The organism is Streptomyces sp. NPDC051315 (assembly GCF_044455165.1).
Lineage (GTDB): Bacteria > Actinomycetota > Actinomycetes > Streptomycetales > Streptomycetaceae > Streptomyces.
The window spans coordinates 13,442-31,915 of sequence record NZ_JBITEN010000035.1 but is presented as its reverse complement, the minus strand read 5'-3'; the positions used below and the strand labels follow the sequence as shown (position 1 = coordinate 31,915).

At 74.1% G+C, this 18,474-nt stretch carries 13 protein-coding genes; 9 read left to right on the top strand and 4 right to left on the bottom strand.

Annotated features, from left to right (window positions below; genetic code table 11):
• Window positions 1-169 precede the first annotated feature (169 nt).
• Window positions 170-4,162 carry a HAMP domain-containing protein gene (locus ACIBBD_RS38355; protein WP_399424595.1) on the bottom strand — a complete coding sequence of 1,331 codons (3,993 nt, stop codon included), beginning with the start codon at window positions 4,160-4,162 and terminating at the stop codon, window positions 170-172.
• 226 nt (window positions 4,163-4,388) lie between these two features.
• Here ACIBBD_RS38355 and ACIBBD_RS38350 point away from each other — a divergent pair, with 226 nt between their 5' ends.
• Together ACIBBD_RS38350 and hemW are read left to right on the top strand one after the other, a co-directional pair.
• Window positions 4,389-6,305, top strand: coding sequence for a SpoIIE family protein phosphatase (locus ACIBBD_RS38350; RefSeq protein WP_399424594.1), 1,917 nt, complete (start codon window positions 4,389-4,391; stop codon window positions 6,303-6,305).
• A gap of 55 nt (window positions 6,306-6,360) precedes the next feature.
• Window positions 6,361-7,593, top strand: a complete 1,233-nt coding sequence (gene hemW, locus ACIBBD_RS38345; RefSeq protein ID WP_399424592.1) for a radical SAM family heme chaperone HemW — start codon at window positions 6,361-6,363, stop codon at window positions 7,591-7,593.
• A gap of 15 nt (window positions 7,594-7,608) precedes the next feature.
• Here the strand turns inward: hemW and ACIBBD_RS38340 are convergent, their stop codons facing one another.
• Entirely contained in the window at window positions 7,609-8,415 is an 807-nt protein-coding gene (locus tag ACIBBD_RS38340) for a DUF3097 domain-containing protein (protein WP_399424590.1), read from the bottom strand.
• 31 nt (window positions 8,416-8,446) lie between these two features.
• On the bottom strand, window positions 8,447-9,181 hold the full coding sequence (locus ACIBBD_RS38335) for an MBL fold metallo-hydrolase (protein ID WP_399424588.1): 735 nt from the start codon (window positions 9,179-9,181) through the stop codon (window positions 8,447-8,449).
• Window positions 9,182-9,344: 163 nt separating this feature from the next.
• Here ACIBBD_RS38335 and hrcA point away from each other — a divergent pair, with 163 nt between their 5' ends.
• From hrcA to ACIBBD_RS38315, 4 genes are all read left to right on the top strand, one after another.
• Entirely contained in the window at window positions 9,345-10,361 is a 1,017-nt protein-coding gene (gene hrcA, locus ACIBBD_RS38330) for a heat-inducible transcriptional repressor HrcA (RefSeq protein ID WP_399424586.1), read from the top strand.
• Window positions 10,362-11,498, top strand: coding sequence for a molecular chaperone DnaJ (dnaJ, locus tag ACIBBD_RS38325; RefSeq protein ID WP_399424584.1), 1,137 nt, complete (start codon window positions 10,362-10,364; stop codon window positions 11,496-11,498).
• A gap of 331 nt (window positions 11,499-11,829) precedes the next feature.
• Window positions 11,830-12,906 (top strand): nitronate monooxygenase, encoded by a 1,077-nt coding sequence (locus tag ACIBBD_RS38320; protein WP_399424582.1) that lies wholly within the window; start codon window positions 11,830-11,832, stop codon window positions 12,904-12,906.
• The gene (locus tag ACIBBD_RS38315; RefSeq protein WP_399424581.1) at window positions 12,903-13,649 is read left to right on the top strand and encodes a 16S rRNA (uracil(1498)-N(3))-methyltransferase; all 747 of its coding nucleotides are present in this window, start codon (window positions 12,903-12,905) and stop codon (window positions 13,647-13,649) included. The genes ACIBBD_RS38320 and ACIBBD_RS38315 overlap by 4 nt, the downstream gene beginning before the upstream one ends.
• 18 nt (window positions 13,650-13,667) lie before the next feature.
• Here ACIBBD_RS38315 and ACIBBD_RS38310 read toward each other — a convergent pair whose 3' ends face one another.
• Entirely contained in the window at window positions 13,668-13,832 is a 165-nt protein-coding gene (locus tag ACIBBD_RS38310; protein WP_399424579.1) for a hypothetical protein, read from the bottom strand.
• Window positions 13,833-14,145: 313 nt separating this feature from the next.
• On the opposite strand from ACIBBD_RS38310, the gene ACIBBD_RS38305 reads away from it, so the two are divergent.
• The 3 genes from ACIBBD_RS38305 (at window position 14,146) to ACIBBD_RS38295 (ending at window position 18,470) form a co-directional block, all read left to right on the top strand.
• Window positions 14,146-14,694, top strand: coding sequence for a hypothetical protein (locus ACIBBD_RS38305; protein ID WP_399424578.1), 549 nt, complete (start codon window positions 14,146-14,148; stop codon window positions 14,692-14,694).
• A gap of 60 nt (window positions 14,695-14,754) precedes the next feature.
• Window positions 14,755-17,961, top strand: coding sequence for a S41 family peptidase (locus ACIBBD_RS38300; protein WP_399424576.1), 3,207 nt, complete (start codon window positions 14,755-14,757; stop codon window positions 17,959-17,961).
• A 155-nt stretch (window positions 17,962-18,116) separates the two neighbouring features.
• Window positions 18,117-18,470, top strand: coding sequence for a histidine triad nucleotide-binding protein (locus ACIBBD_RS38295; RefSeq protein ID WP_399424574.1), 354 nt, complete (start codon window positions 18,117-18,119; stop codon window positions 18,468-18,470).
• The last annotated feature ends 4 nt before the right edge of the window (window positions 18,471-18,474 follow it).

The following is an 18,474-nucleotide window of genomic DNA, read 5'->3' as shown; positions in this document are numbered from 1 at the left end:
ACGACCCCGACCACCACACCCGCCACCGTCCCGGCCCAAGGCCCCCGCCGGCCCCTCGCCCGGGGGGGGGGGGGGGCCGGCGCGCGCCCCCCCCCCCCCCCCCCCCCCCCCCCCCCCCCCGGCCCTCCGCGCCCCGTGACGTCCCTGCATCCGGCGCCGGACGGACTCCTCACCCCTCGCGGGGCCGCTCCTCGCCCTCCGCGCCCTCCGGGTCCAGCAGCGCGCAGACCACCGTCAGCAGGCGGTCGACGTCCACCGGCTTGGGCACGTAGTCGTTGGCGCCGCGGGCTATGGACTTCTCCCGGTCGCCGACCATCGCCTTGGCGGTGAGGGCGACGATGGGCAGGCCCGCCCAGCGCGGGGTGCGGCGGATCGCGGCGATCGTCTCGTAGCCGTCCATCTCCGGCATCATGATGTCCATCAGGACCAGTTCGACGTCCGGGTGGCGCTCCAGCGCCTCGATGCCCTCGCGGCCGTTCTCGGCGTACAGGACGGGCATGCCGACGCGGCCCAGGACGTGGGTGAGCGCGAAGACGTTGCGGATGTCGTCGTCCACGATCAGCACCCGCCTCCCCGGCAGGACCTGACCGGCCCGGCCGGTCTGCCACGCCTCCAGCCCGGTCGGGGCCGGCCAGGCGTCGTCGCCGTCGTACCCGGCCGGGACGGGTCCGGTGAGCGGCGCGGAGGAGGACGGCTCCTCGGCGGCGGCCGTGTGGCCGGGGCCGACGACCGGGACGTAGAGGGTGAAGGTGGAGCCCCGGCCCGGTTCGCTCTCCGCGACGATACGGCCGCCCAGCAGGCCCGCGATCTCGCGGCTGATGGACAGCCCCAGTCCCGTCCCGCCGTACTTGCGGTTGGTCGTGCCGTCGGCCTGCTGGAACGCCTCGAAGATCACCGGGAGGTTGTCGGGCGCGATGCCGATGCCGGTGTCGGAGACCGCGAAGGCGATCACCTCCTCGCTGCCCTGGACATAGCGGTGCTCGGGGTCCTTCACCCGGTCCACGCGCAGCTCCACCCGGCCGCTCGCGGTGAACTTGATCGCGTTGGAGAGCAGGTTGCGCAGGATCTGCTGGAGGCGCTGCTCGTCCGAGTGGATCTCGCGCGGCACGTCCTGCCCGACCGCCACCTCGAAGGCGAGCCCCCGGTCGTGGGTGAGCGGGCGGAAGGTCGCGTGGACGTAGTCCAGCAGCTTGATGAGCGGCAGCCGCTTGGGGCGTACGTCCATCCGGCCCGCCTCGATCTTCGACAGGTCCAGGATGTCGTTGATCAGCTGCAGGAGGTCCGAGCCGGAGCGGTGGATCGTCGTCGCGAACTGCACCTCCTGCTCGGAGAGACGGCCGTCGGGGTTGTCGGACAGCAGCCGGGCCAGGATCAGCAGTGAGTTCAGCGGGGTCCGCAGCTCGTGGGACATGTTCGCCAGGAACTCCGACTTGTACTGGGAGCTGGTCGCCAGCAGGGCGGCCTTCTCCTCCAGTTCGGCGTTCGAGCGCTGCAACTTTGCCTGCTGTTTCTGGAGTTCGTCCGAGCGTTCCTGGAGCTGCATGGCCAGCCGCTGGGACTCGCCGAGCAGGGACTCCGTGCGGGAGTTGGCGATGATGGTGTTGATGGCGACACCGATGGTGTTCACGAACTGGTCGAAGAAGGCCAGGTGCACGTCGGAGAAGCGGGAGAAGGACGCCAGCTCGATCACGCCGAGCAGCTTGTCCTCGAAGAGGATCGGGATGATCACGATCGTCGTCGGGGCCGCTTCCCCCAGCCCGCTGTTGATCTTGATGTAGTGGGGTGGGGCCTCCTCGACCAGGATCCGCTTCTTCTCCCGGGCCGCCTGGTGGACCAGGCCGTGCACCGGCAGCCCGCCCGTCTCGACCGTCGCGCCCTCCGCCGAGCCGTACCCCGCGATGAAGGCAAGACCCTTGCCGGGGACGGTGGTCCGCACGGCCGGGTCCTCCTCCGGGTCGGCCAGGTAGAAGGCGCCGTACTGCGCGTTCACCAGCGGGGTCAGCTCCCGCAGGATCAGGTCGGCGACCTCCATCAGATCCCGGTGGCCCTGCATGAGGGCGGCCAGCCGGGCCAGATTGGACTCCAGCCAGTCCTTGGCGCGGGTCGTCTCGCGCAGGTTGGCCACCATCAGGTTGATGTTGTCCTTCAGCTCGGCGACCTCGCCGCGCGCCTCCACCGTGATCGAGCGGGACATGTCGCCCTGGGCCACCGCGGAGGCCACCTCGGCGATCGCGCGGACCTGGGTGGTGAGGTTCAGCGCGAGTTCGTTCACGTTCGTCGTCAGGCGCTTCCAGGTGCCGTAGACGCCCTCCACCCGGGCCTGGCCGCCGAGCTGCCCCTCGGAACCCACCTCGCGGGCCACGCGGGTCACCTCGGAGGCGAAGGACGACAGGGTGTCCACCATCGTGTTGATGGTGGTCTTCAGCTCCAGGATCTCCCCGCGCGCGTCGACGTCGATCTTCCGCGACAGATCGCCCTGCGCGACCGCCGTCGCCACCTGGGCGATGTTGCGGACCTGCGAGGTCAGGTTGTCCGCCATGTAGTTGACGTTGTCCGTCAGGTCCCGCCACACCCCGGACACGCCCAGCACCTGGGCGCGCCCGCCGAGCCGGCCGTCGGTGCCGACCTCGCGGGCCACCCGGGTCACCTCGTCGGCGAAGGCGCGCAACTGCTCCACCATCGTGTTGACGGTGTCCTTCAGCTCCAGGATCTCGCCGCGGGCGTCGACGGTGATCGTCTTCGACAGGTCGCCGTTGGCCACGGCCGTCGTCACCTGGGCGATGTTGCGGACCTGCGAGGTCAGGTTGAGCGCCATGAAGTTGACGTTGTCCGTGAGGTCCTTCCACACGCCCGACACGCCCCGCACCTGCGCCTGACCGCCGAGGTTCCCCTCGGTGCCGACCTCGCGGGCGACGCGGGTGACCTCGTCGGCGAAGGCGGAGAGCTGGTCGACCATCGTGTTGATCGTCGTCTTCAGCTCCAGGATCTCGCCCTTCGCCTCCACCGTGATCTTCTTGCCGAGGTCGCCCTGGGCGACGGCGGTGGACACCAGGGCGATGTTGCGCACCTGCGAGGTCAGGTTGTCCGCCATGAAGTTGACGTTCTCGGTGAGGTCCTTCCACACCCCCGACACGCCCCGCACCTCGGCGCGACCGCCGAGGTTCCCCTCGGTGCCGACCTCGCGGGCGACGCGGGTGACCTCGTCGGCGAAGGCGGAGAGCTGGTCGACCATCGTGTTGATGGTCGACTTCAGCTCCAGGATCTCGCCCTGCGCGTCGACCGTGATCTTCTGGCTCAGGTCGCCGTTGGCCACCGCGGTCGTCACCTGGGCGATGTTGCGGACCTGCGAGGTGAGGTTCGACGCCATGAAGTTGACGTTGTCGGTGAGGTCCTTCCAGACCCCGGAGACGCCCCGGACCTGCGCCCGGCCGCCCAGCCGGCCCTCCGTGCCGACCTCGCGGGCCACCCGCGTCACCTCGTCGGCGAACGCGGACAGCTGGTCGACCATCGTGTTCACGGTCAGCTTCAGCTCCAGCAGCTCGCCGGTCGCCTCGACGGTCACCGTGCGGGTGAGGTCGCCGCGCGCCACGGCCGTCGTCACCAGGGCGATGTCGCGGACCTGGGCCGTGAGCCGGGACGCCATCGTGTTGACCGCCTCGGTGACGTCCCGCCAACTCCCCGACAGGCCCCGCACCTTGGCCCGCCCGCCGAGCCGCCCCTCGGTGCCGACCTCCCGCGCCACCCGGGTCACCTCGCCCGTGAACAGGGAGAGCTGGTCCACCATCCTGTTCACCGCCCGGCCCAGACGCCGCAGGTCCCCGCGCAGCTCCCGGGTGCCGTCGTGCAGATCGACCCGCTGGGTCAGATCACCGCCGGCCACCGCGTCCAGCACGCGTGCCGCGTTCGCCGCCGGCGCCACCAGGGCGTCCAGCAGCTGGTTGACGTCGTCCACCCGCGAGCTCCAGCCACCCTGGCCGGGACTCGCCGTCAGACGCTCGTCGAGGCGGCCGTACCGCACCAGCTCGCGCCGCACGCGCCGCACCTCGGTGTTGAAGTGGACGCTGCGGTCGAGGACCTGGTTGAAGACCGACGTCAGCTCGGCCACGATGCCCTCGCCCGTCTCCGGCAGCTTCGTGAAGTCGCCGTCGCGGGCGGCGGTCATCGCCGCGAGCAACGGGCGAAGCTCGGATGCTCTGATCCCGGTCGCAATCCGTCCGTCTTCGAGCACATGCGGCGCACTGTTCTCACTCATGACGGCCCACTTCGATAACTCGGCGCTTATGGGCGGGGCCAGTCTGTCACTCTGTCGGCGTCGGCAGAGGCGTAATCGCCCGAAGGCCGAGTCCGAAGAGCAATGCCCCATCGTCCGACCGTCCGGGGAGCTGCCCATGGGGGCCATTCCGACGCAACGGGAGACCGCGTCGCGGGCCGGCGGCGCGCCCGCGCACGCGGACGGACCCCCGCAGACCCGCGCGACCCTGACCGGCGGCTCCCTCGCGCCCGGCGCCGCCCGCGACCTCGTCCGCGCCGCGCTGACCGAGTGGGCCGGCCTCGGCCTCACCGGCACCGCCTCCGACGCGTTCGGCAACGACGCCGTACTCGTCGTCAGCGAGCTGGTCACCAACGCCGTCGTGCACGCCGGCACCGACCTCGACCTGGTCTGCCGGCTGGAGGAGGAGCCCGAGACCTGCGCGGTCGTCGTGGAGGTCACCGACCACCATCCCTCCCGCGCCCCGCGCGACGGCACCCCCGACTCCCCGTACGAGACCCCCGAGTACGGCCGCGGCCTGCGCCTGGTCGCCACGCTCGCCGACGCCTGGGGAGTGACGTACCGCAGGGGGACGAAGACGGTGTGGGCGCGGCTGCTGCCCGGCCGGACGCCCGACGAGGGGCACCCCGCGCAGCCCCGCGCCGGCGCCGACGGCCCTCCCGACGCCTCCCTCGCCTTCGCCGAGGCACTCGCCCCCGAGCCCCGGCTCGGCGCCCGCGACCGCGGCTGGCTGGGCCGCGGCGCGCTCTCCTTCCTCGCCGAGGCCTCCGACCTGCTCGCCGGTCAGCTCGACGAGGACCTGGTGGCCGCGCTCACCGGCCAGCTGCTCGTGCCGCGGCTCGCGGACTGGTGCGCGGTGTGGCTGGAGGACGAGCTCGGCGGGCGCTGGGGCGCCGGCCGGCCGGACGCGGACGGCTGGGGCGGCGCCGGCGGGCCCGGGCCGCGGCTGGCCCGCGTCTGGCACGTCAGCGAGAACCACATCCAGGAGCTGCGGCGCGCCCTGGAGAAGGACCCGCCGCGCCCGCCCGACGGCCCGCGCTCCGGGCCCGCCGCCCACCCCTGGCCCGCCACCGCGCTCGGCCCGGACGGCACCGCCCTCGCCTACCGGCTGATCGCCGGGGGCCGTCCGCTGGGCACCCTCGTCATCGGACGGGCCGGGCTGCTGCGCTTCCCCGACGAGGTCACCGGGCTCGTCGAGGACCTCGGCCGCCGGGTGGCGCTCGCCATCGGCGCGGCCCGCCAGTACGCCCGCCAGGTCACCATCAGCGCCGTCCTCCAGCGCGGCCTGCTGCCCGGCGCGGTCGCCGAGATCCCCGGGGTGCGCAGCGCCCTCGTCCACGAGCCGCGCGAGCAGGGCGGCCCCAGCGGCGACTTCTACGACCTGTTCCCGGCCGGCGACGGCCGCTGGTGCTTCGCGGTGGGCGACGTGCAGGGCAAGGGCCCCGAGGCCGCCGTCGTCATCGGCCTGGCCCGCCCCTGGCTGCGGCTGCTGGCGCGCGAGGGCTACGGCGTCGCCGACGTCCTGGACCGCCTCAACCAGCTCCTCCTCGACGACGCCACCGAGGCCGCCGACGCCGCCGCCCGCGCCTTCGTCGGTCCCGCCGGCCCCGGCGACGGCCCGCAGACCCGGTTCCTCTCCCTCCTCTACGGCGAGCTGGCCCCCTTCGAGGGCGGCGTCCGCTGCACCCTCGCCTCCGCCGGTCACCCCCTGCCCCTGCTGCTGCGCCCCGACGGCGGCGTCACCACGGCCGCGCAGCCGCAGACCCTCCTCGGAGTCGTCGAGGACGCCACCTACGTCAACGAGACCCTGGACCTGCGACCCGGCGACAGCCTGCTGTGCGTCACCGACGGCGTCACCGAGCGGCGCTCGGGCTCCCGCCAGTTCGACGACGGCGACGGCCTCGCGACCGCGCTGTCCGGCTGCGCCGGGCTCGACGCGGAGCTGATCGCCGAACGCATCCGGCGCCTGGTCCACGACTTCGGCGGCCAGCCACCGGAGGACGACCTCGCGCTGCTGGTGCTGCAGGCGGAGTAGGGCCCGACCGCCCGGGCGTCCGGGGCCGGTCCGGACGTACGGGACAATGGACCACATGCCATCCGCACTCCCCGACGGCGAGCCCGTCCCCGCCGACGGTGCGCTGCCCGCCTCCGCGCTCGCCGGGGCCGCCGACCGCCCCCTCGGGTTCTACCTGCACGTCCCGTACTGCGCGACCCGCTGCGGCTACTGCGACTTCAACACCTACACCGCCACCGAGCTGCGCGGCACGGGCGGTGTCCTCGCCTCCCGCGACAACTACGCCGACACCCTGATCGACGAGGTCCGGCTGGCCCGCAAGGTCCTCGGCGACGATCCCCGCGAGGTCCGCACCGTCTTCGTCGGCGGCGGCACGCCGACCCTGCTGGCCGCCGGTGACCTGGTGCGGATGCTGGGCGCGATCCGCGACGAGTTCGGACTGGCGGCGGACGCGGAGATCACCACGGAGGCGAACCCGGAGTCGGTGGACCCGGCGTACCTCGCCCGCCTCCGCCAGGGCGGCTTCAACCGGATCTCCTTCGGCATGCAGAGCGCGAGGCAGCACGTCCTGAGGGTCCTGGACCGCACCCACACGCCCGGCCGCCCCGAGGCGTGCGTGGCGGAGGCGCGGGCGGCGGGCTTCGAGCACGTGAACCTGGACCTGATCTACGGCACCCCGGGCGAGTCGGACGACGACTGGCGCGCCTCGCTGGAGGCGGCGCTGACCGCCGGCCCCGACCACATCAGCGCGTACGCGCTGATCGTCGAGGAGGGCACCCAGCTCGCCCGCCGCATCCGCCGCGGCGAGGTCCCGATGACCGACGACGACGTCCACGCGGACCGGTACCTGATCGCCGAGGAGACCCTCGCGGCGGCGGGCTTCGACTGGTACGAGGTGTCGAACTGGGCCACCTCCGAAGCGGGCCGATGCCTGCACAACGAGCTGTACTGGCGCGGCGCCGACTGGTGGGGTGCGGGGCCGGGTGCGCACTCGCACGTGGGCGGGGTGCGCTGGTGGAACGTCAAGCACCCGGGCGCGTACGCGGCGGCACTGGCGGCGGGGCGGTCGCCGGGGGCCGGGCGAGAGCTGCTGTCGGAGGAGGACCGCAGGGTGGAGCGGATCCTGCTGGAGCTGCGGCTGCGGGAGGGCGTGCCGTTGTCGCTGCTGCGGCAGGAGGGGCTCGCGGCCGCGCGCCGGGCGCTGTCGGAGGGGTTGCTGGAGGGCGGGCCGTACGAGGAGGGGCGGGCGGTCCTGACGCTGCGGGGCCGGCTGCTGGCGGACGCGGTGGTCAGGGATCTGGTGGACTGATCACGCCGTCGCCCCTCACGGCTGCGCCGTGACGAAGTCGATCAGCTCCTCCACCCTCCCCAACAGCTCCGGCTCCAGGTCCTTGTAGGACCCCACCCGCTTCAGGATCGCCTGCCACACCGCCCCGGTGTTGTCCGACGGCCACCCCAGCGCCCGGCACACCCCCGTCTTCCAGTCCTGGCCCTTGGGCACCCGGGGCCACGCCTCGATACCGACGGACGACGGCTTCACCGCCTCCCAGATGTCGATGTACGGGTGGCCCACCACCAGCGCGTGCTCGCTCGTCACCGACCGCGCGATCCGCCACTCCTTCGTGCCCGGCACCAGGTGGTCGACCAGGACACCCAGCCGGGCGTCCGGGCCCGGCGCGAACTCGGCCACGATCGACGGCAGGTCGTCCACGCCCTCCAGGTACTCCACGACCACGCCCTCGACGCGCAGGTCGTCGCCCCACACCTTCTCCACCAGCTCGGCGTCGTGCCGGCCCTCGACGTAGATACGGCCGGCGCGGGCCACCCGGGCGCGCGCGCCGGGGACGGCGACCGAACCGGAGGCGGTACGGGTGGGACGTACCGGACCGGCAGGAGGTCTCACCAGGGTCACCACCCGGCCCTCCAGCAGGAAACCCCTCGGCTCCAGCGGGAACACCCGGTGCTTGCCGAAGCGGTCCTCCAGGGTGACCGTGCCCGCCTCGCAGCGGATCACCGCGCCGCAGAAGCCGGTGCCGGGTTCCTCCACCACCAGGCCGGGCTCCGCCGGGACCTCGGGGACGGGCTGCGGCTTCTTCCAGGGAGGGGTCAGGTCGGCGGAGTACTGGCGCATTCGGATGACGATAGGAGAAGCCCGGCCGCGGTCACGGCGACACGCCGAAACGGGCCGCCAGCGCGTCCCGCTGCGCCCGGACGAACGCCGCGTCCACCACCGCCCCGTGACCGGGCACGTACAGCGCGTCCTCGCCGCCGAAGGCGAGGAGGCGGTCCAGGGCGGCCGGCCACTGGGACGGTACGGCGTCGCGGCCCGCCTGCGGCTCGCCCGACTCCTCGACCAGGTCGCCGCAGAACACCACCTCCGGCGAGCCCGGCACCAGCACCGCCAGGTCGTGGGCCGTGTGACCGGGGCCCACGTTCGCCAGCAGGACCTGCCGGCCGGCGCCCAGGTCGAGGGTCCACTCGCCGGAGACCAGGTGGCGCGGGCGGACGAGCGTGTCCACGGCCTCCGTCGCCGCCGTCTCGTCGAGACCGTGGCGCACCGCGTCCGCGCGCAGCTCCTCCGCCCCGCGGCCCTTGCGGGTGAGGACCGACTCCGCGCCCACCGCCGCGAAGACCTCCGCGCCCGCGAACGCCGCCGCCCCCAGGACGTGATCGAAATGGGGGTGGGTCAGCGCGAGATGGGTCACACGGTGGCCGGCGAGTTCCTCGGCCTGCATCCGCAGTCGCGCCCCCTCCCCGAGGCTCGACCCCGCGTCGATCACCAGGGCGGCGTCCGCCCCGACGACCAGCCCCGCCGTGCAGTCCCACACCGGCAGCCGGCACCGCCCGACCCCGGTCGCGACCCGCTCCCACCCGAGCTCTTCCCAAGTCACCGTCATACCGCGACGCTAGCGGGACACCCCCTCCGGGCGCGGTGCGACGGGACCGACCTTGCCCCGGGCGTACCCCACGGCCGTACACTGGGCCGGGGAACGCTGGCACTCGGAACGGACGAGTGCCAGGTGAGGCGCCAAGGGGACGACGTGCTGGAGGTGTGCGCGCATGCTGAGTGAACGACGGCTCCAGGTACTGCGTGCCATCGTCCAGGACTACGTGGGCACCGAGGAGCCGGTCGGCTCGAAGGCGCTCACCGAGCGGCACAACCTCGGCGTCTCCCCGGCGACGGTCCGCAACGACATGGCCGCCCTGGAGGACGAGGGGTACATCGCCCAGCCGCACACCAGCGCGGGGCGGATCCCCACGGACAAGGGGTACCGCCTCTTCGTCGACAAGCTGGCCGGCGTCAAGCCGATGACGGCCCCCGAGCGGCGGGCCATCCAGAACTTCCTCGACGGCGCCGTCGACCTCGACGACGTCGTGGCGCGGACGGTACGGCTGCTCGCGCAGCTCACACGGCAGGTCGCCGTCGTGCAGTACCCGTCCCTGACCCGGTCCACCGTGCGGCATGTGGAGTTGCTGTCGCTCGCGCCCGCCCGGCTGATGCTCGTGCTGATCACGGACACCGGCCGGGTCGAGCAGCGGATGGTGGACTGTCCGGCCCCGTTCGGCGAGGCCTCGCTGGCGGATCTGCGCGCGCGGCTGAACAGCCGGGTCGCGGGCCGCCGGTTCACGGACGTGCCGCGTCTGGTGGAGGACCTGCCGGACGCCTTCGAGGCGGAGGACCGCGGCACGGTCTCGACGGTGCTCTCCACCCTGCTGGAGACCCTCGTCGAGGAGAACGAGGAGCGGCTGATGATCGGCGGCACCGCCAATCTCACCCGCTTCGCACATGACTTCCCTCTCACCATCCGGCCCGTCCTGGAGGCCCTCGAGGAGCAGGTCGTGCTCCTCAAACTCCTGGGCGAGGCGGGCGATTCGGGCATGACCGTGCGCATCGGCCACGAGAACGCCTACGAGGGACTCAACTCCACGTCGGTGGTGTCGGTCGGCTACGGTTCGGGCGGCGAGGCAGTCGCCAAGCTCGGCGTGGTCGGACCGACCCGCATGGATTACCCGGGAACGATGGGAGCGGTACGCGCAGTGGCACGGTACGTCGGACAGATCCTGGCGGAGTCGTAAGTGGCCACGGACTACTACGCCGTTCTCGGCGTGCGCCGCGACGCGTCGCAGGAAGAGATCAAGAAGGCCTTCCGGCGGCTCGCACGCGAGCTGCACCCGGACGTCAACCCAGATCCGAAGACCCAGGAGCGGTTCAAGGAGATCAACGCCGCTTACGAGGTGCTGTCGGACCCGCAGAAGAAGCAGGTCTACGACCTCGGCGGCGACCCGCTCTCGCAGGCCGGCGGCGGTGGCGCGGGCGGCTTCGGCGCGGGCGGCTTCGGGAACTTCTCCGACATCATGGACGCCTTCTTCGGTACGGCGTCCCAGCGCGGGCCGCGCTCGCGCACCCGCCGGGGCCAGGACGCGATGATCCGGCTGGAGGTGGACCTCGACGAGGCCGCCTTCGGCACGACGAAGGACATCCAGGTCGACACGGCGATCGTCTGCGCCACCTGCAGCGGTGAGGGCGCGGCGCCGGGGACCACCGCCCAGACGTGTGACATGTGCCGCGGTCGCGGTGAGGTGTCGCAGGTGACCCGGTCCTTCCTGGGCCAGGTCATGACCTCGCGGCCCTGCCCGCAGTGCCAGGGCTTCGGCACCGTGGTGCCCACTCCGTGCCCGGAGTGCGCGGGCGACGGGCGGGTCCGCTCCCGCCGGACGCTCACGGTCAAGATCCCGGCCGGTGTCGACAACGGCACCCGCATCCAGCTCGCCGGCGAGGGCGAGGTCGGTCCGGGCGGCGGTCCGGCCGGTGACCTCTACGTCGAGATCCACGAGCTGCCGCACCCGATGTTCCAGCGGCGCGGCGACGACCTGCACTGCACGGTCACCCTCCCGATGACCGCGGCGGCCCTCGGCACGAAGGTGCCGCTGGAGACGCTGGACGGCCTGGAGGAGGTCGACATCCGGCCCGGCACCCAGTCCGGGCAGTCGATCCCGCTGCACGGGCGGGGCGTGACGCATCTGCGCGGCGGCGGGCGCGGTGACCTCATCGTGCACGTCGAGGTGCAGACGCCGACCAAGCTCGATGTCGAGCAGGAGCGGTTGCTGCGGGAGCTGGCCAAGCTGCGGGGCGAGGAGCGGCCCCAGGGGCAGTTCCAGCCGGGTCAGCAGGGGCTGTTCTCCCGGCTGAAGGACGCGTTCAACGGGCGCTGACGCCGCGCGGACCGGGGCGGGGCAAGGAACCCGGCGCCGGGGCGGACCTCGCCGGGGGCTGCCGCCCCCGGAGCCCGCTCCGCACCCCTCGCTCCGGACCCCGCTCCAGCCCGGACGGGCCTCGCCCTCCGAACGCGGGACCGGCCTGGTCCTCACCCGCCGGACGGGCCCGGTCCTCGAACGCCCGGCGGATCGGTCCGCAGCCGCCGGACGGGTCCCGTCCACCCGCCGGAAGCACTGATGTCACCGGCCCGGCGCCGCGGAAGCACCGGCCCGCGCCAAGGGGAAGGCCCGATTCGGACTTGTTCGGAGGACGTGACAACATGCCGTCATGTCCTCCGCACTGACCGATCTCTTCCCCCACCCGATCGTGCAGGCCCCCATGGCGGGCGGCGTCTCCGTCCCGCAGCTCGCCGCCGCCGTGTCCGAGGCCGGCGGGCTCGGGTTCCTCGCCGCCGGGTACAAGACCGCCGACGGCATGTACCAGGAGATCAAGCAGCTGCGGAGCCTCACCGCGCGGCCCTTCGGCGTGAACCTGTTCATGCCGCAGCCCGAGTACGCGGAGACCGGCGCCGTCGAGGTCTACGCCCACCAGCTCGCCGGTGAGGCCGCCTGGTACGAGACCGAGCTGGGCGACCCGGACAGCGGCCGGGACGACGGCTACGACGCCAAGCTCGCGGTGCTGCTGGACAACCCGGTGCCGGTGGTGTCGTTCCACTTCGGCGTGCCCACCCCGGACGCGCTGGACTCGCTGCGCCGCGCCGGAACGTTCACGCTGGTCACCGCGACCACCGCCGAGGAGGCCCTCGCCGTGGAGCGGGCCGGCGCCGACGCCGTGATCGTGCAGGGCGTCGAGGCCGGCGGCCACCAGGGCACCCACCGGGACGTCCCGGAGAACGACGGCTCCGGCATCGGCCTGCTGTCGCTGCTCGCCCAGGTCCGCGAGGCCGTGAGCCTGCCGCTGGTCGCCGCCGGCGGCCTCATGCGCGGCAGCCAGATCGCCGCGGTCCTCGCGGCGGGCGCGGGCGCGGCCCAGCTGGGCACCGCGTTCCTCGCGACGCCCGAGTCCGGCGCGGCCGCCGTGCACAAGCAGGCGCTGACGAACCCCCTGTACGTGCGCACCGAGCTGACCCGGGCCTTCTCCGGCCGCCCGGCGCGCGGCCTGGTCAACCGTTTCCTGCGCGAGCACGGCCCGTACGCGCCCGCCGCCTACCCGGAGGTCCACCACCTCACCTCGCCACTGCGCAAGGCGGCCGCCAAGGCGGGCGACGCGCAGGGCATGGCGCTGTGGGCGGGGCAGGGGCACCGGATGGCCCGCGAGCTGCCCGCCGGGCAGCTGGTGGAGGTGCTGACGGCCGAACTCGACGCGGCACGGACAGCGTTGTCGGAGCGGGGTGGGCGCGGATGACGGCTCCGGTCTTCGTCGTCGACGAACTCCCCTCCGGCCGGACCGAGTTCGTCCTGGACGGTCCCGAGGGGCGGCACGCCGTCTCGGTGAAGCGGCTGCGGGCCGGTGAGGCGGTCGTCCTCACCGACGGGGCCGGCCGCTGGGCGCACGGCGAGGTCGTGGCGGCCGAGGGCAAGGACCGGCTGGTGGTGAGCCTCGAGGACGTGGTGGAGGAGCCCGCCGAGTCGCCCCGGCTCACCGTCGTACAGGCGCTGCCCAAGGGCGACCGGGGCGAGCTGGCCGTCGAGACGATGACCGAGACCGGCGTCGACGCGATCGTGCCGTGGGCCGCCTCCCGCTGCATCACGCAGTGGAAGGGCGACCGCGGACTCAAGGCGCTCGCGAAGTGGCGGGCCACCGCCCGTGAGGCCGGCAAGCAGTCCCGTCGGGTCCGCTTCCCCGAGGTCGCCGACGCGGCGACCACCCGGCAGGTCGCGGCGCTCCTCGCGGAGGCCGACTTCGCCGCCGTACTCCACGAGGACCGCGACTACGGCAGTGAGCCGCTCGCCACCGCCGAACTCCCCGGCGCGGGCCACATCGTGCTCGTCGTGGGGCCCGAAGGGGGCGTCTCCCCCGAGGAGCTGGCGCTCTTCGAGGAGGCCGGCGCGAAGGCGTACCGGCTGGGGCGGAGCGTGCTGCGCACCTCGACCGCCGGGACGGCCGCCGCGGCCCTGGTCCTGGGCCGGACCGGCCGCTGGTCCTGACCCCGACCGCCCGCCCGCTCAGCCGGGAGCGGCCGGCGCCGCGCGGCCGACGGCCGCGGCCCCGAACAGCGTCGAGCCGTCCAACTCACCCGCCTGGGGCAGCAGTCCGCGTCGGCGGGCCTCGTCGACGAGAGCGCGGACCGTGCCGGGCTCGTGCAGGTTGAGGTGGTGGCGGTCGCCCACGCCGCCCGAGTGCGCCCACGCCGCCCGAGTGCGCCCACGCCGCCCGAGTGCGCGTACGCGCCCCCGGCGTAGCGTCCGTCACCGCCCCGGAAGACGATCCGGGTGCGCACGCCGTCGCGGTGGAGGGGTGAGGGTCTCTCGGCAGCCGGCGCCGTCCCCGTGGCGGTGACGGACCGTCCACAGGTGGGTGGTGCCGTCGTCGACGGTGAGGGCGCGGAGGCGGCGGTGGTCGCGCAGGGGTTCACGGGAGTGGGGCGACGAGTGGCGGTATGTGCCCTACCGCGGTCGGCGGGGCGGTGGCAGGCTGCCTTCCATGGGGGCTTCGAGACGGATGCGGCCGCGGGCGCACCGGATGCGCGCGACGGCCGTCGCGGGGTTCGCGGTCGTGGCCGTGGGCGGGGCCGTGGCCTGTGAGCCCGGTGGGCTGAGTGCCACGACCGTGGCGTACACCACCGACGAGACGGCGACGGCCGAGATAGAGCGGCGGGACGTGGACGTGCGGTGGCTGACGTGCACCGCGGACTACGGGGACCGCGACGGGAGCGACGCCGGCGAGGAGACCGTCGCCTCCGTCGGCTGCCAGGGGGAGACCGGCGACGGGCGGGACATCACCGTCGACGGGCAGGTCACCCGCGCCGTCGACGGCTCCTGTGTGCGGGGCGACCTGAAGGCGGACGTGGGGAACAAGCAGTTGTTCCGGGTCGGCGGGCTCGGCGACTGCAGGTCCGCGACGCCCTCGCCCGTCGACCCGCCCGGCTCCGGGGGGACGGCGGAGCCGGGACGGCCCACGGTGACCGTGACGGTCACCGAGACCGTCCGGTGCCCGGGCGACCCGGGCTGCGGGCCCGCCGAGGGCAAGTGAGCAGGGGGCAAGGGACCGGAAGCCCTGGCCGCGGCCCCCGCCCTTGCCTAGAGTGATCGCGTGACACAGTCCGCGACGCCTGCTGCGTACTTCCGGTTCCCGCACCTGCACGGCGAGTTGGTGGCCTTCACCGCCGAGGACGACGTGTGGCTCGCGCCCCTCGACGGCGGACGCGCCTGGCGGGTCAGCGCCGACAACGTGCCGGTCTCCCTGCCCCGCGTCTCTCCCGACGGCACCACCGTCGCCTGGACCTCCACCCGCGACGGCGCACCCGAGGTGCACATCGCCCCGGTCGACGGCGGCCCCTCCACCCGGCTGACGTACTGGGGCGGTCACCGCACCCAGGTGCGCGGCTGGACCCCCGACGGTCACGTCCTCGCGCTCGGCGCCCACGACCAGGCGAGTGCGCGCCGCACCTGGGCCCGCGCCGTCCCGCTCGACGGCGGACCGGCGACCACCCTGCCGTACGGGCCCGTCGGCGCCGTCGCCCACGGCCCGCGCACCGTGCTGCTGTCCGCCACCATGGGCCGCGAGGCCGCCCACTGGAAGCGCTACCGGGGCGGTACGGCGGGCAAGTTGCGGATCGACGCGGAGGGCGACGGGGAGTTCGTGCGGCTGCACGAGGAGCTCGACGGCAACCTCGAGTACCCGGTGTGGGTGGGGGACAGGATCGCCTTCCTGTCCGACCACGAGGGCACCGGGGCGCTGTACTCCTCCCTCGCCGACGGCTCCGACCTGCGCCGCCACACGCCCCTCGACGGTTTCTACGCCCGCCACGCCGCCGGGGACGGCCGACGCGTCGTCTACGTCTGCGCCGGTGAGCTGTGGATCCTCGACGACCTCGACGGGGCCGAGCCGCGCCGGCTCGACGTGCGGCTCGGCGGGCAGCGCACCGACCGGCGGCCGCGTCCGGTGCCCGCCGCCCGCTGGCTGGGCTCGGCCGCTCCCGACCACACCGCGCGCGGCAGCGCCGTCGAGGTGCGTGGCGCCGTCCACTGGGTCACCCACCGCTCCGGGCCGGCCCGCGCGCTCGCCGCCGAACCCGGCGTGCGGGCCCGGATGCCCCGCACCTTCCGCGCGGAGGGCGAGGAGTGGGTGGTGTGGGTGACGGACGCCGAGGGCGAGGACGCCCTGGAGTTCGCCCCGGCCACCGGACCGGCACCGGGGGCCGCCCCGCGCCGGCTGGCCGCCGGGCGGCTCGGGCGGGTCCTGGAGCTCGCCATGGCACCCGACGGCAGCCGGGCCGCCGTCGCCGCGCACGACGGGCGGCTGCTGCTCGTCGAACGGGAGACCGGCGAGGTCCGCGAGGTCGACCGCAGCGAGGACGGCGAGGTCGGCGACCTGGTCTTCTCCCCGGACTCCGGCTGGCTGGCCTGGTCGCACCCCGGCCCGCGCCCGCTCAGCCAGCTCAAGCTCGCCCACACCACCGACCTGTCGGTCACCGAGGCGACCCCGCTGCGCTTCCGTGACTACGCGCCCGCGTTCACCCTCGACGGCAAGCACCTCGCGTTCCTGTCCACGCGCGCCTTCGACCCGGTCTACGACCAGCACGCCTTCGACCTCTCCTTCGTCGCCGGCGCCCGCCCGCACCTGATCACGCTGGCGGCCACCACGCCCTCGCCGTTCGGGCCGCAGCGGCACGGCCGCCCCTTCGAGGCACCCGACAAGGACGAGACGCCCGACAGCGAGGGCACCCCCGCCACCCGCATCGACCTCGAGGGCCTCGCCGACCGGATCATCCCCTTCCCCGTCGAGGCCGGCCGCTACTCCGGGCTGCGCGCCGCCAAGGACGGCGTGCTCTGGCTGCGCCACCCGGTGCGCGGTGTCCTCGGCGCCTCCCGCGCCACCCCCGACGACCCCGACCCGCACACCGAGCTGGAGCGCTACGACCTGGCCCAGCAGCGCCTGGAGCACCTCGCCACCGACGTGGACGACTTCGAGGTCAGCGGCGACGGCAAACGGCTGCTGCTGTGGTCCGACCGCAAGCTCAGGGTCGTCCCCAGCGACCGGCGCGCCTCCGGCGACGAGGACAGCGACACCAACGTCACCGTCGACCTCGGCCGCGTCCGCCAGACCGTCGACCCGGCCGCCGAGTGGCGGCAGATGTACGACGAGACCGGCCGCATCATGCGCGACAACTTCTGGCGGGCCGACCTCGGCGGCGTCGACTGGGACGGCGTCCTCGACCGCTACCGGCCCGTCCTGGACCGCGTCGCGACCCACGACGACCTGGTCGACCTGCTGTGGGAGGTGCACGGCGAACTCGGCACCTCGCACGCCTACGTCATACCCCGTGGCGGTCACGGCCGGGGCCCCCGCCAGGGCCTGCTCGGCGCCGACATCTCCCGCCACGAGGACGGCAGCTGGCGCATCGACCGCGTCCTGCCCGCGGAGACCTCCGACCCCGACGCCCGGTCCCCGCTCGCCGCACCCGGCGTCGCCGTGCGCGCCGGCGACGCGATCGTCGCCGTCGCCGGGCATCCGGTGGACCCGGTCACCGGGCCCGCGCCGCTGCTCGTCGGGACGGCGGGCAAGGCGGTGGAGCTGACCGTCTCGCCGTCCGGCGGGGGCGAGCCGCGGCACGCCGTCGTCGTCCCCACCGACGACGAGGAGGCGCTGCGCTACCACGCCTGGGTCGCCGACCGGCGGGCGTACGTGCACGAGAAGTCCGGCGGGCGGCTCGGTTATCTGCACGTGCCCGACATGGTCGGCTCCGGCTGGGCGCAGATCCACCGTGACCTGCGCATCGAGGTGGCCCGCGAGGGCCTCGTCGTCGACGTGCGGGAGAACCGGGGCGGGCACACCTCCCAGCTGGTCGTGGAGAAACTGGCGCGGCGGATCGTCGGCTGGGACGTGCCGCGCGGGATGCGGCCGGTCAGCTACCCGGAGGACGCGCCCCGGGGGCCCGTGGTGGCGGTCGCCGACGAGTTCTCCGGGTCCGACGGGGACATCGTCAACGCGGCGGTCAAGGCGCTGGGGCTCGGGCCGGTGGTCGGCACCCGGACGTGGGGCGGGACCGTCGGCATCGACAGCCGGTACCGGCTGGTGGACGGGACTCTGGTCACCCAGCCCAAGTACGCGATCTGGCTGGAGGGGTTCGACTGGGGGGTCGAGAACCACGGCGTGGATCCGGACGTGGAGGTGGTGGTGCGGCCGCAGGACGCCGCCGCGGGGCGGGACGTGCAGCTGGACGAGGCGGTGCGGCTGGCGTTGCTCGCCCTGGAGGAGACGCCCGCGAAGACGGCTCCGCCGGTGCCGGGGCTGTAGCCCACCCGGCGTGGGCGCGACCGGCCCGGGGGCTGCCGCCCCCGGGCCCGCGCTCCGGCCCCGAACGCACCCCGCCCTCGGGCGCCGGACGGACTGGACCGACCGGACGCTCGCTACGATGCCCCCGTACGCGATCACCACCCGGAGGAGGCCGCATGTCAGGGGAGCCGCAGGACGACTGCCTGTTCTGCAAGATCGTCGAGGGGCATGTCCCGGCGACGATCGTGCGGGAGACCGAGACGACGCTCGCCTTCCGGGACATCAACCCGCAGGCACCGACGCATGTCCTGGTGATCCCCAAGGCACACCACGTGGACGCCGCCGCCCTCGCCGCCGAGGCGCCGCAGCTCGCCGCGGACGTCCTGCGCGAGACGCAGGCGGTCGCCGACGACGAGAAGCTGGAGAGCTACCGCATCGTCTTCAACACCGGCAGCGGCGCCGGCCAGACCGTCTGGCACGCCCACGCGCACGTCCTCGGCGGCCGTGGCCTGCACTGGCCTCCCGGGTAGGCCG

What these genes read in the sequence shown, in the direction of transcription:
- ACIBBD_RS38355 (WP_399424595.1), bottom strand. Translation starts at nt 4,162, where the DNA reads ATGACCGCCGCCCGCGACGGCGACTTCACGAAGCTGCCGGAGACGGGC.
- ACIBBD_RS38350 (WP_399424594.1), top strand. Translation starts at nt 4,389, where the DNA reads ATGGGGGCCATTCCGACGCAACGGGAGACCGCGTCGCGGGCCGGCGGC.
- hemW (WP_399424592.1), top strand. Translation starts at nt 6,361, where the DNA reads ATGCCATCCGCACTCCCCGACGGCGAGCCCGTCCCCGCCGACGGTGCG.
- ACIBBD_RS38340 (WP_399424590.1), bottom strand. Translation starts at nt 8,415, where the DNA reads ATGCGCCAGTACTCCGCCGACCTGACCCCTCCCTGGAAGAAGCCGCAG.
- ACIBBD_RS38335 (WP_399424588.1), bottom strand. Translation starts at nt 9,181, where the DNA reads ATGACGGTGACTTGGGAAGAGCTCGGGTGGGAGCGGGTCGCGACCGGG.
- hrcA (WP_399424586.1), top strand. Translation starts at nt 9,345, where the DNA reads ATGCTGAGTGAACGACGGCTCCAGGTACTGCGTGCCATCGTCCAGGAC.
- ACIBBD_RS38320 (WP_399424582.1), top strand. Translation starts at nt 11,830, where the DNA reads ATGTCCTCCGCACTGACCGATCTCTTCCCCCACCCGATCGTGCAGGCC.
- ACIBBD_RS38315 (WP_399424581.1), top strand. Translation starts at nt 12,903, where the DNA reads ATGACGGCTCCGGTCTTCGTCGTCGACGAACTCCCCTCCGGCCGGACC.
- ACIBBD_RS38305 (WP_399424578.1), top strand. Translation starts at nt 14,146, where the DNA reads ATGGGGGCTTCGAGACGGATGCGGCCGCGGGCGCACCGGATGCGCGCG.
- ACIBBD_RS38295 (WP_399424574.1), top strand. Translation starts at nt 18,117, where the DNA reads ATGTCAGGGGAGCCGCAGGACGACTGCCTGTTCTGCAAGATCGTCGAG.